At 42.4% G+C, this 25,575-nt stretch carries 25 protein-coding genes and 1 pseudogene; 21 read left to right on the top strand and 5 right to left on the bottom strand.

The annotated features are described in order from the left end of the window. Positions 1-76 precede the first annotated feature (76 nt). The gene (locus tag U5K35_RS00340; RefSeq protein WP_322569481.1) at positions 77-841 is read right to left on the bottom strand and encodes a 5'-nucleotidase, lipoprotein e(P4) family; all 765 of its coding nucleotides are present in this window, start codon (positions 839-841) and stop codon (positions 77-79) included. A 184-nt stretch (positions 842-1,025) separates the two neighbouring features. Here U5K35_RS00340 and U5K35_RS00345 point away from each other — a divergent pair, with 184 nt between their 5' ends. Continuing rightward, entirely contained in the window at positions 1,026-3,104 is a 2,079-nt protein-coding gene (locus U5K35_RS00345; protein ID WP_322569482.1) for a S9 family peptidase, read from the top strand. 399 nt (positions 3,105-3,503) lie between these two features. On the opposite strand, the gene U5K35_RS00350 is transcribed toward U5K35_RS00345, so the two are convergent. Continuing rightward, on the bottom strand, positions 3,504-4,466 hold the full coding sequence (locus U5K35_RS00350) for an integron integrase (RefSeq protein ID WP_322569483.1): 963 nt from the start codon (positions 4,464-4,466) through the stop codon (positions 3,504-3,506). 2,720 nt (positions 4,467-7,186) lie between these two features. On the opposite strand from U5K35_RS00350, the gene U5K35_RS00355 reads away from it, so the two are divergent. From U5K35_RS00355 to U5K35_RS00380, 6 genes are all read left to right on the top strand, one after another. Beyond that, on the top strand, positions 7,187-7,330 hold the full coding sequence (locus tag U5K35_RS00355) for a hypothetical protein (protein WP_322569484.1): 144 nt from the start codon (positions 7,187-7,189) through the stop codon (positions 7,328-7,330). Beyond that, positions 7,300-7,614, top strand: coding sequence for a hypothetical protein (locus U5K35_RS00360; RefSeq protein WP_322569485.1), 315 nt, complete (start codon positions 7,300-7,302; stop codon positions 7,612-7,614). Before U5K35_RS00355 ends, U5K35_RS00360 begins: the two co-directional genes overlap by 31 nt. 1,273 nt (positions 7,615-8,887) lie before the next feature. Then, positions 8,888-9,157: a hypothetical protein gene (locus U5K35_RS00365; protein ID WP_322569486.1), complete on the top strand. Its 270-nt coding sequence runs from the start codon at positions 8,888-8,890 to the stop codon at positions 9,155-9,157. A gap of 254 nt (positions 9,158-9,411) precedes the next feature. Further along, a complete protein-coding gene (locus U5K35_RS00370; protein WP_322569487.1) occupies positions 9,412-9,705 on the top strand; it encodes a type II toxin-antitoxin system Phd/YefM family antitoxin in 294 nt (97 codons plus the stop codon). Beyond that, positions 9,696-10,001 carry a type II toxin-antitoxin system RelE/ParE family toxin gene (locus U5K35_RS00375; protein ID WP_322569488.1) on the top strand — a complete coding sequence of 102 codons (306 nt, stop codon included), beginning with the start codon at positions 9,696-9,698 and terminating at the stop codon, positions 9,999-10,001. Before U5K35_RS00370 ends, U5K35_RS00375 begins: the two co-directional genes overlap by 10 nt. A gap of 137 nt (positions 10,002-10,138) precedes the next feature. Continuing rightward, a complete protein-coding gene (locus U5K35_RS00380; protein WP_322569489.1) occupies positions 10,139-10,417 on the top strand; it encodes a hypothetical protein in 279 nt (92 codons plus the stop codon). Between the two features lie 210 nt (positions 10,418-10,627). On the opposite strand, the pseudogene ltrA reads toward U5K35_RS00380, so the two are convergent. Then, positions 10,628-11,903 (bottom strand): annotated as a pseudogene (ltrA, locus tag U5K35_RS00390) (group II intron reverse transcriptase/maturase). Between the two features lie 105 nt (positions 11,904-12,008). After that, positions 12,009-12,185 (bottom strand): hypothetical protein, encoded by a 177-nt coding sequence (locus U5K35_RS00395; protein ID WP_322569492.1) that lies wholly within the window; start codon positions 12,183-12,185, stop codon positions 12,009-12,011. A 363-nt stretch (positions 12,186-12,548) separates the two neighbouring features. Here U5K35_RS00395 and U5K35_RS00400 point away from each other — a divergent pair, with 363 nt between their 5' ends. From U5K35_RS00400 to U5K35_RS00465, 14 genes are all read left to right on the top strand, one after another. Then, entirely contained in the window at positions 12,549-12,791 is a 243-nt protein-coding gene (locus U5K35_RS00400) for a FitA-like ribbon-helix-helix domain-containing protein (RefSeq protein WP_322569493.1), read from the top strand. After that, positions 12,788-13,189: a type II toxin-antitoxin system VapC family toxin gene (locus U5K35_RS00405; protein WP_322569494.1), complete on the top strand. Its 402-nt coding sequence runs from the start codon at positions 12,788-12,790 to the stop codon at positions 13,187-13,189. The genes U5K35_RS00400 and U5K35_RS00405 overlap by 4 nt, the downstream gene beginning before the upstream one ends. Before the next feature lie 787 nt (positions 13,190-13,976). Next, the gene (locus tag U5K35_RS00410; protein ID WP_322569495.1) at positions 13,977-14,213 is read left to right on the top strand and encodes a DUF433 domain-containing protein; all 237 of its coding nucleotides are present in this window, start codon (positions 13,977-13,979) and stop codon (positions 14,211-14,213) included. Next, complete coding sequence (locus tag U5K35_RS00415; protein WP_322569496.1) at positions 14,210-14,527, top strand: DUF5615 family PIN-like protein; 318 nt, start codon at positions 14,210-14,212, stop codon at positions 14,525-14,527. The genes U5K35_RS00410 and U5K35_RS00415 overlap by 4 nt, the downstream gene beginning before the upstream one ends. Positions 14,528-14,765: 238 nt before the next feature. After that, positions 14,766-15,083: a type II toxin-antitoxin system RelE/ParE family toxin gene (locus tag U5K35_RS00420; RefSeq protein WP_322569497.1), complete on the top strand. Its 318-nt coding sequence runs from the start codon at positions 14,766-14,768 to the stop codon at positions 15,081-15,083. Beyond that, complete coding sequence (gene nadS, locus U5K35_RS00425; RefSeq protein ID WP_322569498.1) at positions 15,080-15,367, top strand: NadS family protein; 288 nt, start codon at positions 15,080-15,082, stop codon at positions 15,365-15,367. The genes U5K35_RS00420 and nadS overlap by 4 nt, the downstream gene beginning before the upstream one ends. A 160-nt stretch (positions 15,368-15,527) precedes the next feature. After that, positions 15,528-15,884: a type II toxin-antitoxin system RelE/ParE family toxin gene (locus U5K35_RS00430; RefSeq protein ID WP_322569499.1), complete on the top strand. Its 357-nt coding sequence runs from the start codon at positions 15,528-15,530 to the stop codon at positions 15,882-15,884. Beyond that, positions 15,881-16,159, top strand: a complete 279-nt coding sequence (locus U5K35_RS00435) for a helix-turn-helix domain-containing protein (protein WP_101073841.1) — start codon at positions 15,881-15,883, stop codon at positions 16,157-16,159. The genes U5K35_RS00430 and U5K35_RS00435 overlap by 4 nt, the downstream gene beginning before the upstream one ends. A gap of 134 nt (positions 16,160-16,293) precedes the next feature. Beyond that, complete coding sequence (locus U5K35_RS00440; protein ID WP_322569500.1) at positions 16,294-16,686, top strand: DUF1428 domain-containing protein; 393 nt, start codon at positions 16,294-16,296, stop codon at positions 16,684-16,686. Positions 16,687-17,061: 375 nt separating this feature from the next. Continuing rightward, positions 17,062-19,083: a DUF3857 domain-containing protein gene (locus U5K35_RS00445; RefSeq protein WP_322569501.1), complete on the top strand. Its 2,022-nt coding sequence runs from the start codon at positions 17,062-17,064 to the stop codon at positions 19,081-19,083. Positions 19,084-19,100: 17 nt separating this feature from the next. Continuing rightward, complete coding sequence (locus U5K35_RS00450; protein ID WP_322569502.1) at positions 19,101-21,041, top strand: DUF3857 domain-containing protein; 1,941 nt, start codon at positions 19,101-19,103, stop codon at positions 21,039-21,041. Positions 21,042-21,401: 360 nt separating this feature from the next. After that, a complete protein-coding gene (locus U5K35_RS00455) occupies positions 21,402-21,989 on the top strand; it encodes an OsmC family protein (protein WP_322569503.1) in 588 nt (195 codons plus the stop codon). 173 nt (positions 21,990-22,162) lie between these two features. Then, positions 22,163-22,507 (top strand): DUF6122 family protein, encoded by a 345-nt coding sequence (locus U5K35_RS00460; RefSeq protein WP_322569504.1) that lies wholly within the window; start codon positions 22,163-22,165, stop codon positions 22,505-22,507. Between the two features lie 202 nt (positions 22,508-22,709). After that, on the top strand, positions 22,710-23,174 hold the full coding sequence (locus tag U5K35_RS00465; RefSeq protein WP_322569505.1) for a hypothetical protein: 465 nt from the start codon (positions 22,710-22,712) through the stop codon (positions 23,172-23,174). Between the two features lie 61 nt (positions 23,175-23,235). On the opposite strand, the gene U5K35_RS00470 is transcribed toward U5K35_RS00465, so the two are convergent. Continuing rightward, positions 23,236-25,491 carry a beta-glucosidase family protein gene (locus U5K35_RS00470; protein ID WP_322569506.1) on the bottom strand — a complete coding sequence of 752 codons (2,256 nt, stop codon included), beginning with the start codon at positions 25,489-25,491 and terminating at the stop codon, positions 23,236-23,238. Positions 25,492-25,575: the final 84 nt, after the last annotated feature.

Consider the following 25,575-nt stretch of genomic DNA (forward strand, 5'->3'; position numbering starts at 1 on the left):
AGCGGTCAGGCTTTAGTTGCGCTTATCCCTTAAAAGATTGAGCCGGCTTTGCTGCATCTCCTCTTCCGACTGTTCATCACCCGTATACAAGAGCCCGCTCCCAGGAGCCGTAATTTGGATTGGGCAGCACAAACCACTTAACCCCCCAGTGGTCCGAATATTGCTCAGTCAGCGCTTTTCGCTCATCAATAGAAATTCCCCGTGCCGGCACAAAATCATTCAGGTCATCTCCGAAAAGCATCAAGACCCTGTAGTTTTCCGATATTTTTTTGCGACGATTTATTTTCGCCGAGGTCCAATCGGGCTGACCGCCGTTACTCATCACCGAGCCTTCATCCACGGGAAAACCCAACTCAACTAAATTTTGCTCCGTGTAGGCCTGAACCTCCGCATCCCGGTTGGTGATATAAAAAACGGCTATACCCATTTCATGTGCACCATTCGTAAGCTCCACAGCTCCCTTTATCGCTTCGGCATCCGCTTCGCGAACCCAGTTGTTCCAGGTCACATTGTCAAAACCCGACTTATCGAGTATGACCCTCGCTTCGTAAAAAGAGTTGTCGAGAGCGGTCTCATCCAGGTCCAGAATAATGGCCGGCGGTTTATCGAAATAGGGGTCTTCCTGTTCCAGAGAGGCCGTCCAGGATGAATCTTCAACAGCAACCGGCAGTATTGATTCGGCCGTATTATACGCCTGATAGGTTAGCGCCTCATACTCCGCGGCTGTCTGAATCCAGAGTGTTGAATAGAGAGTGTTGTTTGAATAGTCTACGGTTTGATTTGATGTTTGACAAGCCGTAAAGAGCGCGACGAATAGAACTGCAAGTGTACTTTTTTTCATGTTGTTAACTGGTTTTCAGGTAGTTTTGATAAACATTGAATTACGTTTTCTGATACTTTGAAAATACAAAACCCTTTTGCCAAAAATGAGTAAAACACATTTTCATTCCCTGTATTTAGCTCTTGCTCATTTTCGTTATATTTTAATTATGTATTCGTTAAACCATAACAAAAAAAATAAAGCTATGAAGTTGAGAGTATCATTACCCACTCCCAGTCGATCAAAAATGGCGAGAGTTTTCAGCCTGTTGATTGGGTTTACATTTCTACTGTCATTTTCTGTTTTACACGCCCAGGGATTAACGCCCGAGCATGTTGCCAAAATTCAGAATGTAACAAGCACCGTAATTTCTGATGACGGAAGTACCGTTGCATATACCGTGAGCGTACCGGCCGATCCCTATGAGGAGAACGCCGGCAACAGTAATCACCTCTATGTGCTGAATATTTCTGACGGATCAACCAAACCATACTATTCGTCAGGTTCTGTAGCCTCGGTTCAGTTCAGGCCAAATCATAACAGTATCACATTTCTGACCAGCCGTGACGGAGACAACGGACGTGCACTGTATGAGCTGCCACTGGATGGAGGAGAAGCGGTTAAGCTGTTCAATTTTGAACGAAATATTGTCTCCTACACCTGGCATCACGATGGAAATCACGTGGCATTTACCGCGTTTAATGCTCCCGAAGAGTCTGACTCTCCGCTGCCATACACGGCCGATGTGTACGAAGAGAATCAAACCAACCGAAAGGCATATATCACCAATGTAACTGTAGAAGATCATGAACCGCATCAACTGAATGTAGACGGATCCATTTACATGGTAGAGTGGAGCCCGGACGGAAGCAAACTGGCGGTATCTGCCGCACCGACACCTGAAGTGGACGATTACTATATGAAGCAGCAGGTATTTATCGTCGACTACCGTACCCGTGATATCATAGCTGAGGTAAACAACGAAGGTAAGCTGGGTGAGTTCGACTGGAGTCCGAACGGCGAACAGCTGGCTTTGCGTACCGCATACGATATCAACGACCCGACCGACGGCCGTCTTAAAATTGTATCTGCCGAAGGCGGAACCCCTGAAAACATCGATGAAGGTTTTGAGGGAAAATATGAGCAGATTGAGTGGACATCCAACAACGAAATCCACTTCCTGGCCAGTCAGGGTACAAATACCATGTTAGGCACCATTCGTCCGAACGGATCCAACAAGCAGTTACTATTCAATGCTGATGCACACGCCATTTCATCATTTTCACGAGCATCCAATGGGATGATCTCATTCGTAGCCAGTTCACCTGCGCACCCTAATGAAGTGTATACGTTGAGCCGTGCGAGAAATGCACAGCCTCAGAAAGCCACCAACCACAATCCGTGGCTCGAAGATATTGAGCTGGGCAACCAGGAAGTGATCCGCTACACTGCCCGCGACGGTGAGTTTGAAATTGAGGGGATATTGATGTATCCGCTCGGCTATGAAGATGGAAACCGCGTTCCCGTTATCACCGTAGTTCACGGCGGTCCTGAAGCACACTACAGCAACGGGTGGCTGACCGGTTACTCAAACCCGGGACAGATGGGCACCGCCAAGGGATATGCCGTTTTTTACCCGAACTATCGGGGAAGTACAGGACGCGGCGTTGAATTTGCTTACAGCAGTCAGTCTGATTTAGCCGGCAAGGAGTTTGACGATGTGGTTGACGGCGTGGATTACCTGATTGATCAGGGTATTGCCGATGAAGACCGGATCGGTGTAACCGGTGGATCCTACGGCGGATATGCATCCGGGTGGATGAGTACCTACTACAGCGATCGCTTTGCCGCATCCGTGATGTTTGTGGGAATCAGCAACAACCTCTCAAAATGGGGAACCAGCGACATTCCGAACGAACTCTACCTGGTTCACTCCCGCGAGCGTATGTGGGAATCTGATGCAAAATGGATGGACTACCTGAAACGAAGCCCGATCTATTGGGTGGATCGCGCGGAGACTCCAACTTTAATTATGCACGGCGCCAATGATACCCGCGTGCATCCGGCACAGTCCCTGGAGCTCTATCGGCACCTGAAAGTGCGCAAGCCGGATGTACCTGTCCGCCTGGTTTGGTATCCCGGTGAGGGACACGGAAATTCCCGTTCCTCCTCCAAGTTCGATTATAATCATCGGATGCTCGAGTGGTTTGATACCTACCTGATGACGGGTGATGCCTCTGCAGAGATGCCGCACTGGGATGCGCCGATTCCAAAGCGTGATTGAGGCGTAAGAATTGATATGGTGATTAATGCAAAAAATCCTCCCCTCCTTAGAAAAGGAGGGGCAAGGGGCTGACATTATCCATATAATCTTGGAATCATTAAAAATGATATAAAATACATCCGCAGATTAAATTGTTCCCCATATTCCTTTTGGGCCGCCAAAAGGAATCAAAAACTCCCGGGCGGTGATTGCTTCCGGGCCTGGTTTGCCCGCGCGGTTACACAACATCGATTGCTCCCAGGGGAGCCGATATTGTGATGTCTCCCGCACTTTGATGCAAACCATGCGAATCCTCCACCAATCAAGGCCGGAGGGATCTTTCGCTCTTTTAAAAAAGGTTGAGTAAATAGGTTGACCCTGATTTTCCCATCAAAAAAACTGAACTATATAACATATTGCTCAGTTTTCGTCCAGCGGACTTTTGACCCCATGACCTCCGCGATTCAAAACGTGCAGGTATATTGAGGTTGTTTTGAGGCTTTTATGACCTAAAAGATCTTGCACAGTTCGGATATCATAGCCACCCTGGAGTAGATGCGTGGCAAATGAATGACGAAATGTATGTGGGGTTACGCGTTTGGGAATATCCAGCTTCTTTGAAACGCGATTCAACTCACGACGGATATTTCTTGCCGATATGTGGTATCGATGCCTAACACCCGTGCGAGGATCTCTTCTTCTGTATTTGGCCGGAAAAAGGTACTGCCATATAAATTTATTTTCAGCCCCGGGATACTTCTTTGACAGTGCATTTGGAAGAATAGTTTTTCCATATCCCTTGTTCAAATCTGTCCGGTGAAGGAGTCTCACTTTTTCAATATGATTTTCCAGTTTTGGGATCACCCGATCAGGCAGCATCGTAATACGGTCTTTCCTGCCTTTACCATTCCAAACGGTGATTTGGCGATAGTCAAAATCAACATCCTGAATTCTAAGGCCAAGTGCCTCAGATACACGTAAACCGGCTCCATAAATAAGCTCCAAAACCATTTGGTTTACGCCGTCCAGTTCATTGATAACGGCAAGGGCTTGTTCCTTTGAAAGAACCACGGGAAGTCTCTTCGGTTTTTTTGCCCGCTTCAGATTTTTCAGTTCTCCTACGGGAATTTGCAGCACATGTTCATAGAGAAAGATAAGGGCTGAAAGTGCCTGATTTTGTGTTGATGCGGCCAGATTGCAGTCATTAGCAAGGTAGTTCAGATATCTGACAATATCGCGGTTTCCCAAATCGCGGGGATGAGTAAGGTTGTGATATCGGACATATCGAACTACCCACTGGCAATATGATTTTTCCGTGCTGTAGCTATAATTTCGTCTTCTGACTTCTCTTTTAATCCTGTCTAATAATTTATATTCACCCATATCTTTTATTTGTATGAGTGTAAAAATCTGTTTCCCTTACAAAAAAAGATAAAAATTATTATTTAACCCCATTATTTAACCCTTTTATTTAACCGGCGAGACATTTATTTAACCAAATTGTATTTCTAATTGCTGAATTAGAAGCTTTCAACTATTATGTAACCAGTTTAAGCGCTAAGCTTAAACTGAATAAATACATGTTAGGTAACCTTTCAAATTCGAAACATGGAGGTATTTTCAAAACCACTTCCCTTTATACTTCTAAAATATTCTTGCATTCATCGCTACTTTCGATATTTAAATATTATTGCAATTTTTCTAAAACGGGATCGGTTTAAAATTTACGAATACTCCTTTTTGAACATTATCTATTTGTTCTTTTAATTCAATCTTGGCTCGATTATCTTATTTGATGAGTAAGAATAAAGAGAACAAAAAGTTCAAATATTTAGTGAGTATAATTCTGTTATTACTACTTTATTTTATTCGGTCACTGGTCAAATTTGACCGCATTACATTGTGCCAATTTAAAAATGTCCGGTTTACCTAACAATGCGTTTTAAGTCAGGACGCGGGACGGGTTGCGATCGGATACTTGTTTGTCAGGAATTAATTTTTGTCATTTCAAAGAAATCATAACCCCCGTGCTGTTTAAAACGTGGGTCGTTATGCGTTCTACCCCAAATTAATACATATGCTAAAATTTGGTATAGATAAGTTCGGTGAGCCAGATATTGGAAAATGAATCAATTGCGACGTATGGATTCATGGAAGGCAGTTTCCAAATGCCGATGATTTTTGGGATAGTAACTGGCTTAGTATATCTGCATTGTGTGTAGCGAAAGTGGAGCAGATGTTTACATAAATGGTCCCTTAATACATCTTTCTGAAAATAGAAAGTTGGCTTAATCTCTGTCAAGGAACTTGATCAAACACTTAGTGGAGTAGCAGAATTCTAATTTCATTGAACCAAATCTGAATTTTCAAAATTGAATTAGAAAAGGACGTGGAACATTAAGTATCTATGTTACTCCTGATGAAATGAATGAAGATCATTGGTTCAACTTACAGATATAGATCAATCCTATTTATCTTCAATAATCGCAAGTTGCAAAAATATTTTTAAAAAAGTATCCCATAAAAAATAAAGACACCGCATAACAAAGCGGCTCAAACGGTCGATTTTGCGGTTCGGGACTTTAGAAATTCATCGCCTCGCCGCTTAGCCGCCAAACCGTTATGCTTTATAAAGAAATAGATCAATATAAGTTATCAACCGCTAGACAACTTTACTTGATAGTATTAATTTTGGTAATTTTTGAAATTGTAGCCATGCTAGTAACGAAAAGAAATATTCTCATTATTGCACCAGGGTTTTGGAAAATTTTTCCAAAAGAAGAGTATCCTTTAATTTATTGCAGTTAGTACTTTGAATCCGCTCTGTCTCTTTACTATTTTATATACACTTTTAGAATACGGTGAAGTCCAGACTTTTTTTAATGAATAAAATTGATGGCGTAATTTTTAATATTGTATACGACATGAAATTTGGCAGATTAACACGAATTTATTTTAGCAGCGTTCGATAAAGCAATGCGTTTATGCTTGTTATTGGAAATAATGCAAAGCAGTTTTTAAAAAAAGAGCTTTAGCAATGATGCTGAAAATTACAATTTCATTCCTTTCTAACTCATTATCTCTACGACAAGCGGCATCTACCTGCACACACCTAACAAGAGGAAATAAGAAGGTTCAAAAATTTCTACATTCGGTTTAAGCACTGGTAAATCGATATTGAAGATGATTTTACAGCCTCCCATTTTTGGTTTTAAAGGAATATTCCAGCGTGCTTTAGTCTTATTGCTGACATTATTTATTGGTTTGAATTACTTTGTGGGTATTGAAGAATGGTATTCATTTCTATCGTTCATGTTTATTATATTTTTTTCCCGTTGAGGGCTTTCCAGTCCTTTGGTATTCCTGGTCATACTATAGGTTTAACAAAGATCATACTTTTGAACTTCAAGCAGATTATATCCAGGTAGATACTGGTAATGCAAGGAAAAAATACCCGTACAGTTAAATCGATAGAATCAATGTTTATATGTCGGTTAATAATCCGCGCTTTCATATGGCCATACTCGTACCGGATTTTTTTCATTTCGCAGAGATCATCATGAAAAATGACGACTCGGTCGTTATCACCTCTATTTGTTACTATCAAGTCGATGTGGTTTTGGAAGGAACCTACCTTAATATCCAGATATGGAGTATAAATGGGGAGGTGGCGCTATTAAGCGTTTGAAGCAAAAATCAATTTGAAAAGCCGAAATTTTGCATAACAATGCGCTTTAAGTTGGAGACGACAGCTTTTCGAAATCCAGTGTTGATTGTTTTGAAATTTTAGCCGTTAATTAACTTATAATCTCCGCGCCCGTTATGCGCTGGGTCGTTATGTGTCCAACCAAAACCTTATGATCATATTCCTTCACTATACCGTAAACTTTTTGATTGAGAATAAAGACACAATAGATGTTCTACTGAATATTCTTAATACTATTATACTAATATTAGCAACAGTACTTTCAATCTATGGATTTAGAACCTGGAGTTGAACTAAAGGGGAAAACAAAATTTGAGCTTTCTAAAAATATAATATCAACAGCCTACAAATTACGAGATCGTATTAATCAAGTACGGAAATCCTTTCGTTTCAATTCATGAATTCAAAGGCAGAGAAAAAAGGTGCCGCAAACTCAAGTATCAAGAAAGAGCTTCTGATTTTTTATGCTTTTTCGAATAGATTTAAAGACCTGCAAAAACAACTTGATGAATGGTATTCATTAAAAATAGAAGCAGAATAATATTTGGACAAGAACAGAGACATTTGTTGGATAAATTAGATGAAATATGCTCAGAACTATGGAGGGCAATCAAGCTTTTTCACGACACAAATTTCACAATAACTTTGATGATGCTAAACATAAAAAGTATGAAAACATTATCTATGGAATTCTATCCTGGAAAATACGAGGAGGATATTGGTTTAGATGTAGTAATGATGGTGGATTTCAAGAAACGTTTTGAAAAAACTATCAATGACATACAAAGTAAATTTGAAAACGTCATTAATATAAAGTACACATAACAAGGCGTCAAGCGCAGCTCGGTTAGGGTTCAAAACCAATGAGTTTTAACCTCAAGGCTCGCCGCTTACACGCTAAGCCGTTATACAACACTGTTGATGAAACTTGAAAATCTTATTTTTATAGTTTTATTATTTGTAATTGCTACTAGTTGTGTGATTCTAAAAGAACCTGAAATTACTAAGTGTTAAAACATAGATAATTACCATTTGTAATATGCGTAAACAAATAGCCTGACCTAGAAACTTGGTGGCGTTTATGGAAACCAATACGGAGTCTATGATGTGGTGGCAGTACGACAAAAGAAATGAATCCAAGCCAAGTTATTGAAGGGATATTGCTAAAGAGAGGATTGGTTAGCACAGATTCCGTTAAAACCGAAAATGAGAGAAAAAACACTCATGGTCGAGTATGGTGAGAGTGGCAAAAGAACTGTTGCTGGTGGGTTTCAGGCGGTTATACATTAGAAGTGAGCGCATTGCGTCAATCTCAGCCAAATCCAATAATCTCGTTTGTTGCTGTGTCTGCTGAAGGCCAAGGTGAAACGGGCAAAGGAGTCGATGACATTTGAGAAGCGATTCACCGCTGTTTGTCAGGTTTGTAATTCTCAATGGCAGAACAAGCGACATCAATGGGACGCTGGCCCTCACGCCCGAATGGATTCCTTGTCAGTTAAGCCAGTATTTCTGCTACTTCCAAAGAAATGAACCACCAGCGCCCATTATGCGCTGGGCCGTTATATGGCTTGAATTAAAACTAAAAATTTAGCTGTCATCAATGAAAGTATTCATAACTCTCTTCTGGCTTACCAGCTTATTTTTTCAACAGGCAAATGTTGGATGGTATGAATGCTATAATTTCAAAGGAAAGATTGATGATAAATCAATAACATTGTCCATACAAATAGAGGATGGATACTTTGGCGAAACTGACAAGAAAAATTATAACGTCATTGGTGTATATAAATATACTAGGAAAATGATCCGATCTACTTAGATGGAATTTTACACAAAGAATCTAATCGAATTACATTATTTGAATACGTTAAAAAGGAACGATCTATTTTTACTTTAAGATCTTATGAAAATCCAATCGCGAAGTTAGAATTTAATTTCACTCATGATTTGACAAACGGTAAGTGGATTTCCCTAAAATCCGATGAGAAATTAGATTTGAAACTTCAATTCATTTCTTCGTTAAGCGATACTTCAGAAAATAATAGGTTTAAAAATATTCCAATCCTGCAGATTTTTTCTGACAGAAATCATTATTTCGTTGGAGTTTATTCTAAAAGAGAATGGTTCAGAAAGAGTTAAAATGTCAGAGCTGAAAATTTTTAATCAACCGACTGGAAATTTAATACAAACGATAGATTTTGAATCTTCTAAGTTTGCTATGGGCAATGTTTCGACAATTATTTATACCAATGTACAGTATACCGAAGATGGATTTTTTATTTGGAAGGATGTGGGCATGATGGGCAAAGAAATATACTATGATTGGAACTCAGTGGCAGGAAAATATGAATTACAATCGAATAAATAATCCTTAATAACATCATCAAGTGCGCCATATAACCAGCGCATTAACTCGGACGTGCCTCGCCATTGACTGCTTGTTTTGGGTTAGTCAATTTCTGTAGTACATTTTATTTCTAAATTTACATTCGGCCGCACGCCGGTTAGCCGCCAAACCGTTAACGTACCCTTCTCAAATACAGTCCGCTCATTCTTTTCGTTATCTCATTACGTATTAATTTTGTACATTATAAATACGTTTAAAGAAAACACTTGATTATTATGGCCACAGCCCGAATTGAAATAGACCAGGATATCCAGCCACTTTCCGAATTCCGAAAACATGCGGCTGATTTCATAGACCGGATCAAGAAACAGAAACGATCCATTGTTTTAACACAGCACGGCAAAAGTGCAGCTGTTTTAGTGGATGTATCGGAGTATCAGCGAATGGTTGATAAGCTTGATCTGATGGAAGAGTTGATCGAAGCAGAACGACAAATTGCAAGAGGTGAAGTCGTTTCGCATGAGGAAGCTAAAAAACGAATTAAAGAGAATTTGGCCAAGTGGAAATAGTCTGGACTAATCAGGCATTGCACAAACTCAACAAGTTTGTCGACTACATTGCTCAGGATGATGTTGTCACCGCTGAAAAGTGGGCATTAAAAATGATTGAGAAAACCGATCAACTGATTGAACAGCCGGAATCAGGCCGCATTGTACCTGAGTATAATGAACCGAACCTTCGTGAACTGATATTCGGAAACTATCGGGTTATTTATAGGATACGTAAAGACGAGAATACGATTTATATTCAAACCGTGTGGCATGTTCGACAAGATCCTCCTAAATCAAGTGTGGGGTTACGTTAACAAGCGGCTCAATCGGACGAGTTTGCGCTTTGAAGGCTTTGAGATAGTTGTCATCGCCTCGCCGTTAGCCGCTGAACCGTTATGTGGCCTCAAAAGTACTTAGACATGAAAATTGATTATCTACTTTTAGGAAATGGATGGTGAAATTCACACTTCAGACTTCTGATGATTTAATTGAAATATCTGTATCGTATCTTCATAATTCTTTACGGGAACTTACTGAGGCAGCACTAAAACTCAGTAAAGGCATAAAACAAGTGGAAGTCAGTTTTGTCGATGAGCCAGGTGAACACAGACTTGTAATTAAAATTGAAAAGGATGATAAATTAATGGCAGATGTCCAATGGTACAAAAATTGGCCTACTAAAAAGCAGAATCGGTATAAAACCATAATTCAAATTTCATACTACGATTGAAGAATTTCGTAAACAAGTGCTTCACATACTCAAGCATTTAGAACAAAATTATGGCAAGAAAAATATCTTGAAGCTTGGGTAAATCATGAATTCCCAAAAGCCGAATATGAACGATTAAAGGCCATATAATCGAGTAGACGGCCGTGAGCAATATGCCCACGGTGCGCCTCTCACACCACCGTACGTACGGGTCGCGTATACGGCGGTTTGTTACGTTGACCTGATCTGGTGATAGAGTTCCAACATAGCGATATAGCCCCGTTTCTTCAGTCTGGCTAAGGTGATGGTCGTTTTCAGGATGGGGCTTTGAGCTACTCGCCAGCCTCCCATCCGTGTCCGACTCCATGCATAGGCATCTTCCGGGTTTACACCCAATCGCATCAGGTTCTTCCGTTTGCGTTCAGGTTTCTTCCAGTGGTGCCATATGCAGTACCTCAGCCGTTTTCTCAGCCAACTATCCAGTGCTTGTAATTTGCCGTGGATGTTGGCCAGTTTGAAGTAGTTCAGCCAGCCTCGTACCAGTCGGTTGATCCGTCGGATTCGTTCGGTCAAAACTCATGGGAGTGGTTTTGCGGGTCAGCTCTTTAAGCTTTCGCTTGAAGGCTTTCCTGCTCTTCGCACTCACCACCAGTTGATATTGACCTCTGACCCCTTTCTTGAATACCGGGACAAAATGGTAGCCCAGTAAGTCGAATGTTGAGGGGCGGCGAATCCCGCTTTTCTCCCGGTTTATCGGCAGGTGCAGCACATCCCTGAGAAACAGGTAGATGCTGTTACCCACCCGTCGGGCGGCTTGTTTGCTGCGCACGTAGATGCTGAAATCGTCGGCATACCGCACATAGCGATGTCCGCGCTTTTCCAGCTCCCTGTCAAGTTCATTGAGCAGGATGTTGGACAGCAGCGGACTTAGAGGAGAGCCTTGCGGCACTCCCTTTCTGCGTTTGTGCAGCCTTCCTTTGATTTGCATCGGGGCGCGCAGGAACTTTCGCAACAGCTTCATCGTCAACCGGCAGTGTACCTTCCGGTGGATCAACTCCAGCAGTATAGCATGGTCAACCTGATCGAAGAATGACTTCAGATCAATGTCTATCACATGCTGATAGCCTTCGTTGATGTTCCGTTGGGCTTGTTGCACGGCCTGATGGGCGTTGCGATTGGGGCGGAATCCGTAACTGTGCTGTTGGAAGGTCGGCTCAAATACAGGCTCAAGCACCTGATGCAGGGCTTGCTGGATAACCCGGTCAGTCAGCGTCGGGATGCCGAGCATCCGTGTCTTGCCGTTGGACTTGGGTATTTCCACGCCTTTGATTGGGCTGGGCTGATAACTCCCATTGCGGATATGCTCTACCAAGGCCTCGCCGTTCGTCTGCAGGTGGGCTTTCAACTGGGATATTTCCATCCCGTCCACCCCGCCTGCTCCTTTATTAGCGCACACCTTTTGGTAGGCTTTGTTCAGATTCCGCTGTTGGATTACGTGTTCTATCATCGTTGGTTTATTCAGGCGGCATCGTTTAGTGGCAGCTATCCGGACTCAAGGAAATCTATCCTTGGCGAGCCCGAACTCTGGCCTCCATCGGATGCCTGGTAACATTCAGTCCTTCATCCCAACCAGCCAGTTGGGACTACTATGACGTCGGCTGACTTCCCACACCACAGGCGTGGGATCTCCCCGGGTAAGAGTGCCTTCTTTCTTCCGATGCCTGCCGTATCTACGCAGCGAGCTATCACCTTTCGGTGTTCTGGACATCACAATGATGTGCTTGCTCATCCAGCTCACTACGCCTCTTATACGGTTCCTGTTCGTCAGGACCAGAGTTTGCAGTTTCGCTTCCTTCAGACTTGCGGTTACCCGCAACGCCCTTGCGACTTGCTAATGGTTCAAGGCGTCACCCCTGCCCATAAGGGACTTTCACCCTCAAGATTAATGACTTACATTCCTGTAAGCCAAAGGCACCCATGCCGGGCACACACAAGCGTTTCACTGACTGACCGTGTAGGCGTATTAGTTGCTTATATTCTTGCACTGGTCGCCACGCAGCCAAACGCTGCGAGACGCGTTATACTGCTTTTAGTTGTAATAATCGTCTTTTCTTCATAGTTTCATTATGAAACTAAATTAAATTCATTTGTCATGGCTACAAATATTACAATCCGGGATATTCCCGATGAGGTGTATGCGAAAATTAAAAAACAGGCCGATCTACATCACCGAAGTATTAACAGCGAAGTGATTGTTTATTTGAAAAAGTTAGTACAAAGTAATCGTCGAGATCCTGATCAAGTTATAACTCGTGCAAAAAAACTTAAACAAAAGGCAAAAGGCTCTCTCTCTATGGATGAAATTCAACAAGCAATTGATCAAGGGCGTCCATGATTGTCGTCGATACTAATGTAATTGCCAGCATGTGGGTGCCAAACGATATGGATGAATGGGTTTATAAGGTACTTAAGAAAGATGATGATTGGGTTGCCCCTCTTCTCTGGCGATCTGAATTTAGAAATGTATTATCGATATATCTAAGGAAGGATATTTTAGAATTCTCGGTTGTATTGCAAGCAACAGAAGAAGCCGAACAACTAATGGATACCAATGAATTCGACGTAAACTCAACACAGGTTATGAGTCTTGTTTCAGATTCTTCATGTTCGGCGTATGATTGTGAATTTGTAGCATTAGCTGACGATTTAAATGTGCCATTAGTAACATTTGACAAAAAGATTCTCCGTGAATTTCCTAGCATCGCTATCCATCCTGAAGATTTTGCTCTATAAACTAATACATGCAGTATAATCGAGTAGACGGCCGTAGGCAATAAGCCCACGGTGCGCCTCTCACACCACCGTACGTACCGAGGATTCGCGTATACGGCGGTTCACCAACCATCACCTCAACCGCTCTTTTCACCGGTTGAAACTATCCCTTACTTTCGTACCGGGCTATAGTGCTACTGGAAAACTATCCGTAACGTAGCAACTACTCCCGACTCAATTTCAGGAAGATTGATGTTCAGCCCTTCTTCCGGCAATGCCGGAATACTATGGCCTTGGCTGACTTCCTGGCTCTACATGCAGCCAGGATCTCCCCGGGTAAGAGTGCCTTCTTTCCTCCGATGCCTGCCGTATCTACGCAGCGAGCTATCACCTTTCGGTGTTCTGGACATCATCCCGACTGCTCGGGACTCATCCAGCTCACTACGCCTCTTATACGATTCCTGTTCGTCAGGACCGGAGTTTGCAGTTTCGCTTCCTTCAGACTTGCGGTTACCCGCAACGCCCTTGCGACTTACTAATGGTTCAAGGCGTCACCCCTGCCCATAAGGGACTTTCACCCTCAAGATTATTGACTTACATTCCTGTAAGCCAAAGGCACCCATGCCGGGCACACACAAGCAATTCCTGCTAACGGGTTCACGTTGGTTGCTCGACTTTATATTTGATCGCCCCGCAACAGAATTACCAAACCGTTAATTGTCCTAATCCACAAAAAATAGTGATATACCTTCAATAGTTGTTGATCGTTTAGTGATTGTGTACATTTTCACAATCAATCAAATGAATTATGAGCCAAAATTTATTAAATAGAATTACAAAAAAGCCGGATATTTGTCACGGCAAACCGACAATCCGTGGATTACGTTACCCGGTTGACACCATGCTGGATTTATTAGCTTCGGATATGAGTATTGATGAATTATTGGCTGATTATCCGGATTTGGAGAGAGAAGATCTGTTGGCCTGTCTTGAATATGCTGCTCAATTATCGCGAACTAAGAAATCGCAAAAAGTTGTCCAGTGAGAGTTCTTGTTGATGCTCATCTACTCAAACGTCTTTCTGAGTTCTTGTTAGCTCATGAAATTGAGTCAAAACATACGTTGGATCTACCCAGAATGAATGCAACTCCTGACACTGAAATCATCAGATTTGCAGGTGGCGAAGATCGTATTGTGATTTCAAAGGATAGTGATTTTCTCGATAATTATATTTTGGATGAAAGTCCCAAGAAACTGTTAACTGTTTCTACCGGAAACATCAATAACCGTGACCTGATTAGATTATTTGAGAAAAATCTGGAAACATTAAAATCGCTTTTTGATGAAAAAATTCAGTGATAGAAATCAACGAAGAAGAAATTCAGATACATTACTAAAACCGGCCAGTTAACAAAGCAAATCAAGCGGACACGTTTGCGGTTAGTTACTTACATTTAATTACTTAGACACGCCGCTTATTTGCCAAACCGTTAATTGCCTAATCTCCTCTTCAGTATCTTCTTAAAACCACATTTGATTCCTCATTTGCAGATTATACGCCATTGACGTACTTTTGTAGAAAACATACCGTTATCAAATGGAATTTTTTGAAACATCCATTTTCACAAAACTGATTCAGAAACTTATTAGTGATAAAGAATATCACCTGCTTCAATTGCATTTGTCAGTCCGTCCAGAGTCTGGTGACATTATTAAAGGAAGCGGTGGAATCCGAAAGATAAGATGGTCTGGATCAGGACGTGGAAAACGAGGTGGTATCCGAGTGATTTATTACTATTTCACTGAGGATGAACAAATTTATATGCTTTATGCGTATCCGAAAAGCAAAAAGGACGATCTCACTGCAGATCAATTGAAGCAACTGAAACAACTAGTTGAGGACCAGCTGTCATGAATGATGAAATGTTTAATGAATTACTTGAAAGCGTGAAGCAAGCCGGAGACATTCGGAAAGGTAAACGTGAACCATCCAGATATTCAACAATTGAAGAACCTGATGTTGTTGCAATCCGGGAAAAGTACAACATGACCCAGCAGGAGTTTTCTACCCTGCTTGGAATCAGTGTTGGCACTCTTCGAAATTGGGAACAAGGAAGACGTAAGCCTCAGGGTCCGGCGAAAGTGCTTTTGAAGATTGCAGAAAAGAGACCCAAAGCAATTTTGGACTCTTTATCGTAAACTAATCGTCAAATAACCAGCGGCTCAAACGGACGAGTTTGCGGTTCGGGGCTTTAGGGAAGTTGGTCGCCTCGCCGTTTAGCCGCCAAACCGTTATGCTTCCTCTTCTTACAATAAAATAGTGCTTGATTAAGTTAACATTATTGTTAACATTTATCCTGTGAAAGAAATCAAATTCTATAAAACCCAATCAGGCAAAGTTCCCGTAAAAGAGTTTTTGGACTCGCTGAGTTCTAAGCATGCCCAGAAAGTTACCTGGGTTCTTGAATTGGTTGAAAGACTGGATCAGGTTCCGGTTCAATACTTTAAGAAACTAAAAAGCACAGATGATATTTGGGAGGTTCGAGCAAGAATCGGATCGAACAGTTTCAGAATTCTTGGATTCGTTGATGGTGATGAAATTATTATCCTGACGAATGGATTTTCCAAAAAATCACAGAAAACACCGAAAAAGGAAATTAAACTGGCAGAGCAGCGAAAGGCTGATTATCTGTCTCGAAAAGGAGGTAAACAATGAGTGATCTACAAGCATATATCAGTGACAGGAAGAAACGAGACCCTGAATTTGCTGAGGGGTACGACGAAGGATTTCGAAGTTTTAAAATTGGTGTGCTTTTAAAGCAAGCCCGTGAGGAAGCAGGACTGACCCAGGATGAACTCGCCAAGCAATTGAACACGAAAAAAACAGCCATCTCACGAATCGAGAACCATGCTGAAGATATACGGCTTTCGACTTTGGAGAAGTATGCCCAGGCATTTGGGAAAAAGCTCAGAGTTGAACTCGTAGAGTGAGGAAAGCATAACCAGCGGTTCGTGCGATCGGTAAGCAACTGATTGGCAAAGGTCGTCTTTCCAGCCCCGGCGAACAACCGCCAAGCCGTTATACGGCTTAAGATAAACTTCAGCAACAAGATTTGAGGTGTTACATGACACAATATATTGACGGATTTATACTTCCGGTTCCACGAATTCACTTGAACGAATACAAAAGTGTGGCTGAAAAAGTAGCTGAAATTTGGAAAGAATATGGTGCGCTTGCTTACTTCGAGTATGTCGGAGAAGATTTAAAATTGGAAGGCACACGTTCTTTCGCTGAAGTAGTGGATTTGAAAGAACATGAAGTAATTATATTTGGATGGGTTTTGTTTCCTTCGAAAGAGACACGTGATTTAGCAAACAAAAATGTTCCCAACGACCAAAGGATGGCTGAGTTAGTCGCCCCATTAACCGATCCTAAAAGATTAATTTTTGATGCTGAGCGGATGGTATATGGAGGCTTCCGGTCGTTCGTTCAATCATCCAGCCAGAGCGCCGTATAACCTCTTTTAAAAAATAATTTGTCAAGAGCCCTATACTTCACCCACCGTCAATAATTCATACGCTTCCTCTTTTAGATTCATTATTCCGTGCCATGGAAATCTACTGGCCGGCCGGTTTTTGATCCATAGCTGATACTACCGGCGTCCAAACATCCGCCGGAAGTCAGACAAATTCTTTCCTGCAAATCTGCAAGCTTTTTTTGTTTGAATTCAAGGTTGAAAGCCCTGCAGTCCAAGCAACTTAACATTTTCAAGGTATTAAATATCAATACTTTATATCGCCGTAACCGGCGTATCGACCACTCCGGCTTGGCATTTTTAATTTTAAATATATATAATCTTTGAAAATCAAAGCTATTTTACGGGGGAGTTACCATGCGCGCAAAACTACTATTTCTAATACTAATTCTGTGCTTTTTAAATCGGCCGGCCTCGGCTCAATATGTTCAGGAGTGGGGAGATGTATCACTTGAACAGTGGGAGATCAACTCATTTGAAAATGATGAAAACGCTCACTCAATCATTCTTTTCGATCTCGGTGAATCCTATGTCGACAAAAATATCGAGATCATCCACAAACGGCATAAGCGGGTAAAGATTCTGAACCCCGATCAATCTGACTATACCGAGATTAAAATTTCTGTTTACGATGACCGATCAGTTCAGCAGTTGAGGAACATATCGGCTCAAACCATAAACAGGGGTGCTGATGGTGAAACTGTAAAAATAGAAGTAGAGAAGGATAACATTTTTACTGAAAACAGCGACAATTGGGAGACGACCTCTTTTACATTTCCGGCACTGGAGCCCGGGTCTATCATAGAGTACGAATATGAGATTATTTACTCAAATCCTGCAGCTCTGCCGGGCTGGACGTTCCAGCACAGTTCGCCAACTCTGCACAGTGAGTACCGTGTACTGGTGCCCGACTATCTGAATTACAGCGCATATAACTATGGCTACCTGCCATTTGAGAAAACAGATGACGATGATGAGTATTTAAATAGAATGAGAAGGTATTATAATCTGGCACCTTCGCGTTCAAGTTATACGTTTTTCCGAACGGTGCTCAAGGATGCTCCTGCAATCCGGGATGAACCTTATGTTACATCACTCGACAATTATAAAAACCAGGTTAAATACCAGCTTGCCGGCTACACAAACAATGAGGGTTTGTACCGGAGCTACATGAGTAACTGGGATGAGATAGCAGATGAGCTGATGGACTCATATAGTTATGGCAAATCGATTACAACAAGGCGCAGTCTTCGCAGGTCAACAGAACAGGTTATCGATGGCATTGAGGATGAAATGGAAAAAGCCCGCACCATCTATAATTATGTAGCAGAAAACGTTCAGTGGAATAATAAATACCGACTTTCTACAACGGATCGTGCTGACAAAATCCTGGAAGATCTGAGTGGTAACTCCTCCGATAAAGCTATTTTGCTGATAAGCATGCTTCGAAGCGCCGGGCTGCAAGCCGATCCGGTGATTATCAGTACAAGATCGAACGGCAAGGTAGACTGGAACTATCCAACACCTCGATCTTTTAATCACACAATTGTGCTTCTTCAGATCGATGATACCATTTTACTTCTCGACCCTATTGATGAAATTATTCCCTTCGGCATCTTAAATCCATCTTCAATAAACGGAAGCGGTCTTTTAATGAGCGAGGATAATGCTAAGATTGTCGACATCCTCCCCGATAACCTTAGTTCGATTCGGACAGCATCGGTGCTTAACCTTGATAGCACGGGAAAACTTTCAGTCCAGCTGCGGTCGAACTATTATGGATATGATGCCATCGTTCACCGATACCTGGCAGAAGAGGAAGATCAGCAGACTTATCTGGAGGAGAATCATCTGGAGAATGCCCCCGGTTCAGAAATTGAAGAATTTGAACTGCTTAATCTCGACGATTCTTCAAAACCCCTTATCATAAATGCTGATATAGTAAATGACCAATATGCCACAGTTGCAGGCGACATGATCTATATCAATCCCTTTTTCAAAGACAGAATCTCAAAAAACCCGTTCAGTAATCCAAACAGAAACTTTCCCGTGGAGTTTAATTATGGAACTAACAAACAGGTCAGAACTACCCTTACTATTCCCGAAGGGTATGAGATAGTTGAAATACCCGAAAACAGTTCAGCTCAATTCTCCGATAAAACAGGATTTTCATTTGTGCATGAAGTATCCGGCAATACCATTCAAATGCTGCTGGTAACCGTTAATAATGAGATTGAGGTTGATACTGACCGTTACGACGATCTTAGAAACTATTATGCTTTCCTGACTGAGTTTTTTAATCAGCAGATCGTATTTCGAAAGACGGATGACTCAGCTGAAGTCCTCATGGAAACTGAAACCGGTCAATCCGGAAATTAAACCACCGAGGAATTTTTATGATGCACGGACACCATTTTATTCCAGGTGCTTTTATAATAATTTTGCTTTTCTTTCCTGTTCATTCGGATGCACAGACTTCCAATTATCAGAATAGTGACCCCGCCGTCTCATCTATCAGCCCGGAACTGCTGGAAGATGCTGATGCAGTCATTCGGCTGCACCACAGAAAGGTTGAGCTTGATGGCCCCGGTAAGGGACGTATGTACGTTGAAAAAATGGTTACCATTCTCAATTCCGACGGTTTAGCTCATGCTTCAATCCGTGTTCCCTACAACAGTTTTACCGAAGTAAGTAAAATTAAAGGATCGCTTTACGACGCCGATGGCAAGGAGGTACGATCCATCAAAAACAGGGATTTTGATGACGAGTCACTCATATCGAGCTTTTCACTCGCCGAAGATTCCAGGATTATAAAGGGAGATTTTAGACACCCCGAGTATCCATTTACGATTCAATATAGCTACCACATCGACTATTCAGGATTTATTCAGCTTCCGGCATGGATCCCGATATCAAGGGAAAAGACTGCGCTTGAGTTTGGCGAGCTGATTGTTTCTTATCCTGCCTCCCTCGGTTTTGAGTACAGAAAATTTAATTTACCTGACGACAGCGAATCCATTTTTCGTGAAAACTATAAGTCAGGGTACCGTTGGGAATTATCGGATTTACCGGCCGTAAAAAGAGAGGTCATGGGGCCGCCATGGTTTCGGCTTTTCCCGGCCGTTGTAATGAGGACCAACCATTTCGAAATGGAGGGAAATCCCGGAAATATGGAGTCCTGGTCGGCATTGGGAAGTTGGTTTGGAAATCTTTGGCAGGGCCGTGATGAACTCCCTGATGCGGTAAAACAGACGGTGGACCGGATGATTGCTGAACACGGTGTAACAAAGGAACTGATCGAAGCTATTTATTCACATCTTCAGAGTAAAACCCGGTACGTTAGTATCCAGCTTGGAATTGGTGGATACCAAACTGAAACCGCTGCATTTACGGCAAGCAATCTTTATGGTGATTGTAAAGCCCTCTCTAACTACATGCTGGCGATGTTGCGCTATGCAGGATTTGATGCGCGGCCTGCCCTTATTCGAAACGGCGGGTTTTCATTCCCATTTGATCCTGAATTTGTACATAACCCTTTCAATCACGCAGTAATCGCCATTCAGTTTGAAGGCGAAACAATCTGGGCCGAGGCCACGAGCAGCTCTTTTCCACTGGGATATCTGGGCTCCTCAAACTCCAACCGGCACGCCCTTCTTTTCAGTGAAACGGGTGGTGAACTTGTTGAAACACCGGAACAAACCCCTTCTCAAAACTACCAAAAACGGAATGCCTCCGTTAAACTGAATAGCGATGGCACGGCATCGCTCTCCATCAAAACGGAGTATGGCGGAAAACAGCATGAACATATTCGACAACTCATGAGAGAGTCCACCATTCAGCAAGACCGTTATATACGCAATTTACTTCCTTTCAGCCTTTATGAGATGCAAGAGTACAGTGCAAATGCCGATCCGGCAAAACCGTCTGCGGAGTTGATACTAAATTTAAACGTGGAAACCTTTGCAAATAAATTGGGAAGCAGGCTTATGTTTCATCCAAACTTGCTGGAGAGAGGCCAAACGTATGTTCCCGCAGATGAAGACCGTAAGCAGCCGGTATACATCAGGCAAGCGTACCACGACGTTGATGAGCTCACTTTTAATATTCCTGAGGGCTTTACCATAGAGGCAGCCCCCGATTCCGTAATTCTCGACTTCGAATTTGGCAATTATTCCGCAAAAATCACTCCTTCTGATGATGGGAGAACACTTCACTACTACCGTGAAATTGTTATGACTCCGGGAATAATTCCACCCGACAAATTTGAGATTTTCAGGGACACCATGAACAGCATCTGGAAAAGTGATAACAGCCAGGTGGTTCTAGTAAATAATTGATGCCCCATCATTCCCGACGCTAACAATAGTGGATGTTTACGAAAATGGTTGCCGCCAGTTGTTACAAGAAATGTTTGCTCCATAGATTCGTCCATTTAAACAGCAGTTCCTGAAGACGGATTCGCATTGGTTGCTGGGTTTCAAAATCAACCGGCACGCGGTACCGCTTCCAGCCCGTTAACTGTACAAACTTCGCCAATTCATTGTTCCTCTTGGTTTTAAGTATCGTCTTTTGTTAGTTGATAAGTAATAAGAGTTCTTGCACTGCCAAAACAAATATGCGTTAATCCTATCTGAATAATATTTAAATCAAGCACGGATGTAATTCCTAATCATATTTAACCTATCAATAGATTTATTATGGAAAAAGATGATATAAAGTTCTCGGCAAAACATTTAGCCAACAAGCTTAACCTGCGAAATGTAAAATCCGAAGTTGCTAAAAGACATAAAAAACTAAAGGAAATATATGAGGAGGATCCACAGAAAGCATCAATAATAGATTCAGCAGTCGTTGAAGGTGAAAACCTGGACGATCCATTTCACTCTAAAGTTCTTATGAATGATGAGTTAAACCTACCATTAAAAACCGGACTTCACAGAGCTGTAGGGGGTGATCACGATTACTCAACTCCCGGAGATATTTTAAGTGCCGCTTTGGCCGTCTGTTTTGAAAGCACATTACGAATGATTGCTGATAAATTGGAAATTCAATTGGAGCATACAAGAGTGTCGGTCGAGGCCAGCGTTGATGTTCGCGGTACATTAATGTTTGATAAATCGGTCCCTGTTGGATTTCAAAAAATGAACATGGAGGTTGAATTGGGTTCAAACAATGCAGGAAAAAAGATTTTAAATACACTATATAGAGCTGCTTTAAAAAGTTGTGTAGTTTATCAAACTTTGAAATCCGGCATTCCAGTATCCAAAACTTTAAAGATTGTGTAAACCAATATTAGACCGGTACCCAAATAATTCAAGGTACGCTTGAAGGTGGGCATACCTCGCCTTTTTTAATTGCTTGATAATAATGTTTAAAATCAGCCTGTAATCGTTCTAAGTCATTAGTCCGGCCGTATAAGCGTCAAATAACTACACCAACTTCACCATTTTAGATAAGCATGATTCATATCGCATTGCACTTTATTATACCCCTGCTGGTCGCCCTTGTTTTCTTTTATAGTCGCTGGCGCAATGCAACACTGATAATGATTGCTACAATGATTGTTGATGCAGACCACTTGCTGGCTGACCCGATCTACGATCCCACTCGGTGCTCAATCGGATTCCATCCGTTGCATACAATACCCGCCATCGTGATCTACGCCTTACTGTTCATTCTTCCCCTGGTTGTGGGGAGAAAAGCTGACGGTCAGAGTTGGCATCCCTTTGCGTATGTACTACACTTAGTCGGATTTGGTCTGCTAATCCATATGGCGCTCGACTGGATCGACTGTTTGGTTTGATATCTTACGAAAAAAATAGCACAGTCTGATTGGTGTGAGAGGGGCAGTAGAAGTCGCGTATTAAGGTTGGCAATACAGAATATGAGGCATCTCTTTTAAAATTTTCAGATTCGCAGTAGATTTTTATACTAATTTGATAATGTTTTGTACAACTTTTAGTAGTCAAGTAGTGATATGTATACGAAACAGATAGTGAAGACGGATGGATATTAAAGAACTAAAAAATAGACCGGGCATTAACGAACATGGAAAGCTGTATGCTTCTTTTACTCAACTCAACAAGCTTTTAATGGAATTAAGAGCCAGGGAACTACCCCCCGGAACTGTAGAATCTATTAACAGTGAAATTGACCCGGTTAATTCGGTTTCGGAATCTAACAAAGCGTTGAGCAAACAGATAAAAGTAGCTCAATCTCACATTATTAAGCTAATAGAGAAAAAACATAACCTCGTGACTAAAAATCACTATCGAAACACTTGGTTGGCAGTTGGTATGGCTGCATTCGGAATTCCACTTGGCGTCATTTTTGGAATTAGTCTTGGGAGCATGGCCTATTTAGGATTGGGATTACCTATTGGGATCGCTATCGGTATAGCAGTGGGCACAGAAATGGATAAAAAGGCGCTTGAAGAAGGAAGACAGATTGACCTGGAATTAAATCACTAGCCAATAGCAACCACGATCCCATTTGTTATCTGAATTAAAATAACCCAGTTCAACAAATTTCTCACCAAATAACCTCTTCCCTCATTTTAATATCACGTGAGGAGTTGCCCACCTGTATTTCATAACTGCCTGATTCAAGAACCCATTTAAGATCTTCCGGATGGTAGTACATAAAGGCCGACTCATCCAATTCGATATTTACGGTAGCCGATGCGCCGGGCTCAAGATCTACCTTTTCAAAACCTTTTAATTCCCGGATGGGCCTGTCAACCGAAGGATCTTTATGATGAACATAAATCTGAACCACCTCGGCACCTTCCCGGTCGCCGGTATTGGTGACTGTTGCCTCCACCATCACTTTATCGTCTTGTTTAGAAACCTGAAGGTCTGAAAATTCAAAGGTTGTATAAGTCAGTCCAAAACCAAAAGGAAAGAATACGTCTTTATTTTGTGTATCAAAGTATCTATAGCCCACGTAGATATCTTCTGCATAGTCGACGGTTCCGTCGCCGGGGAATTCACCGATGGAGTGCGAAGGATAATCCTCATGCGAATTGGCAAACGTCATAGGCAGTTTTCCGGATGGATTTACTTCACCGAAAAGTATTTCTGCTATAGCTGTTCCGCCCTCCATCCCGGGATACCATGCGTGCAGGTAAGCGGGCGTGTCCGGCAGCCAGTTTTCCATTTCAACATTGCTGCCGCCCATCAGCACAACGGCCGTTCGGTCATTCACGCTGTTGATTTGCCGGATGAGCTCCTCCTGACCAAAAATCAGTTTCAAATTCAGTTTATCACGTGCCTCAGCATCGTATGTTCCCTGACCCCAGGGCATTCCTTCGTGGCCGTGAATCCATCCGCCTACAAAAATAACGGCATCCGCCTCTTCCGCAAGGGCAACCGCTTCCTGTATCAGGTCTTCATTAGCCGTCCGGGCGAGCTCTACATCCTCTCGATTTTCTCTGGACTGAGAAGCCGCATCGCCACCTTCTCCCCTGAATAGACTCTCATCATAATAGGGTTCGTAACCTTCTGCAAACACCACTTCAACATCATCGCCCACAAGATTTCGTATTCCCTCAAGCGGAGTGATTTCGTAGAAGGCGTTTACCTGCGAACTGCCTCCTCTGCCGGCAAAAAGTCTGTTGGCATTGTGACCAATCACGGCCAGGGTTTTAATCTCTGATTTTTCCAGTGGAAGCAGTCCATCGTTTTTGAGCAGTACAATTCCTTCACGAGCCACTTCGAGTGCTTTTTGCTGGTGTTCGGTCACATTTCTTTTTCCCGGTCCGTGGTCGGTAAGGGCTGTGGTCCGATACATCAGTCGAAGAACACGCTTCACTTTATCATCCACGAAGCTTTCATCAACATCACCGTTTTCAATCATCTCTTTGGCTGGATTCGCCAGGTAAAATTCTTCATAAACAGGATTATTGAAGTCTCTGAGCAGTTCCGTGCCCATCTCAATATCGGTTCCATACAGCAGGGCTTCACGTGTGTTTTTTACCGACGCCCAGTCACTAACCACAACCCCGTCAAATTCCCAGTCACCTTTTAATACAGTACTGTTAAGGTATTCATGATGCGTTGTATACTGCCCATTTACTTTATTATATGCTCCCATAATACTCCATGCTCCGCCATCCTGAACGACAGCTTTGAAGGCGGGGAGATAAATTTCGTGAAGCGCTCTTTTACTGATAAGAGCATCAATATTGTGCCTGTCCGTTTCCTGATTGTTGGCAGTATAGTGCTTGGGACAGGCGGCCACACCCTGTGCCTGCAAACCTTTCACGTAACCCACTCCCATAACTCCGGTTAGAAAAGGATCCTCACTGAGGTACTCAAAATTTCTCCCGTTTAAAGGGCTGCGAATAATATTGATTCCCGGCCCAAGCAGCACATTTTTACCCCTCTCTTTGGCTTCATTTCCCAATACTTCTCCATAATCATATCCCAGATCTTTGTTCCATGTAGATGCGAGGCAAATCCCGACAGGAAGATAGGTGGCTTCGTCGTCGGCATCTTCCAGTGCATACCACCCGCGGCCGTGCTCATGACGCACACCATGCGGACCATCAGAAAAGACAAGCTCGGGAATATCAAGCCGGGGAACTCCTCCTGAAGTAAAGGATGAACTGGCATGAATTAGATCTAGTTTTTCATCAAGTGTCATGAGATTAATTAAAGAATCGAGTTTTGCTTCGGATACTTCAGCAGAACCTGTACCTCCGGTTGCCTGCTCAGGATCTGAACTGCACGAAATGATTAACATACTGCCTGTTATTATGCCTAAAATGAATAGTGTGTACTTCATGGTAAGTTAGTTAGTAGGTGTTGACTAAATTATTTCGAAGCCTTTGTAGTGCTGTTTTTGTCCGACTTCTTACCTGTTGCAGTT

The organism is Rhodohalobacter sp. (genome assembly GCF_034521535.1).
Classification (GTDB): Bacteria; Bacteroidota; Rhodothermia; order Balneolales; family Balneolaceae; genus Rhodohalobacter.

What these genes read in the sequence shown, in the direction of transcription:
- U5K35_RS00405 (WP_322569494.1), top strand. Translation starts at nt 12,788, where the DNA reads ATGATTGTCGTCGATACTAATGTAATTGCCAGCATGTGGGTGCCAAAC.
- U5K35_RS00355 (WP_322569484.1), top strand. Translation starts at nt 7,187, where the DNA reads ATGAATTCAAAGGCAGAGAAAAAAGGTGCCGCAAACTCAAGTATCAAG.
- U5K35_RS00435 (WP_101073841.1), top strand. Translation starts at nt 15,881, where the DNA reads ATGAGTGATCTACAAGCATATATCAGTGACAGGAAGAAACGAGACCCT.
- U5K35_RS00350 (WP_322569483.1), bottom strand. Translation starts at nt 4,466, where the DNA reads ATGGGTGAATATAAATTATTAGACAGGATTAAAAGAGAAGTCAGAAGA.
- U5K35_RS00440 (WP_322569500.1), top strand. Translation starts at nt 16,294, where the DNA reads ATGACACAATATATTGACGGATTTATACTTCCGGTTCCACGAATTCAC.
- U5K35_RS00360 (WP_322569485.1), top strand. Translation starts at nt 7,300, where the DNA reads ATGGTATTCATTAAAAATAGAAGCAGAATAATATTTGGACAAGAACAG.
- U5K35_RS00370 (WP_322569487.1), top strand. Translation starts at nt 9,412, where the DNA reads ATGGCCACAGCCCGAATTGAAATAGACCAGGATATCCAGCCACTTTCC.
- U5K35_RS00420 (WP_322569497.1), top strand. Translation starts at nt 14,766, where the DNA reads ATGGAATTTTTTGAAACATCCATTTTCACAAAACTGATTCAGAAACTT.
- U5K35_RS00460 (WP_322569504.1), top strand. Translation starts at nt 22,163, where the DNA reads ATGATTCATATCGCATTGCACTTTATTATACCCCTGCTGGTCGCCCTT.
- U5K35_RS00400 (WP_322569493.1), top strand. Translation starts at nt 12,549, where the DNA reads ATGGCTACAAATATTACAATCCGGGATATTCCCGATGAGGTGTATGCG.
- U5K35_RS00470 (WP_322569506.1), bottom strand. Translation starts at nt 25,491, where the DNA reads ATGAAGTACACACTATTCATTTTAGGCATAATAACAGGCAGTATGTTA.
- U5K35_RS00380 (WP_322569489.1), top strand. Translation starts at nt 10,139, where the DNA reads ATGGTGAAATTCACACTTCAGACTTCTGATGATTTAATTGAAATATCT.
- nadS (WP_322569498.1), top strand. Translation starts at nt 15,080, where the DNA reads ATGAATGATGAAATGTTTAATGAATTACTTGAAAGCGTGAAGCAAGCC.
- U5K35_RS00455 (WP_322569503.1), top strand. Translation starts at nt 21,402, where the DNA reads ATGGAAAAAGATGATATAAAGTTCTCGGCAAAACATTTAGCCAACAAG.
- U5K35_RS00345 (WP_322569482.1), top strand. Translation starts at nt 1,026, where the DNA reads ATGAAGTTGAGAGTATCATTACCCACTCCCAGTCGATCAAAAATGGCG.
- U5K35_RS00410 (WP_322569495.1), top strand. Translation starts at nt 13,977, where the DNA reads ATGAGCCAAAATTTATTAAATAGAATTACAAAAAAGCCGGATATTTGT.
- U5K35_RS00340 (WP_322569481.1), bottom strand. Translation starts at nt 841, where the DNA reads ATGAAAAAAAGTACACTTGCAGTTCTATTCGTCGCGCTCTTTACGGCT.
- U5K35_RS00450 (WP_322569502.1), top strand. Translation starts at nt 19,101, where the DNA reads ATGATGCACGGACACCATTTTATTCCAGGTGCTTTTATAATAATTTTG.
- U5K35_RS00445 (WP_322569501.1), top strand. Translation starts at nt 17,062, where the DNA reads ATGCGCGCAAAACTACTATTTCTAATACTAATTCTGTGCTTTTTAAAT.
- U5K35_RS00465 (WP_322569505.1), top strand. Translation starts at nt 22,710, where the DNA reads ATGGATATTAAAGAACTAAAAAATAGACCGGGCATTAACGAACATGGA.
- U5K35_RS00395 (WP_322569492.1), bottom strand. Translation starts at nt 12,185, where the DNA reads ATGAGCAAGCACATCATTGTGATGTCCAGAACACCGAAAGGTGATAGC.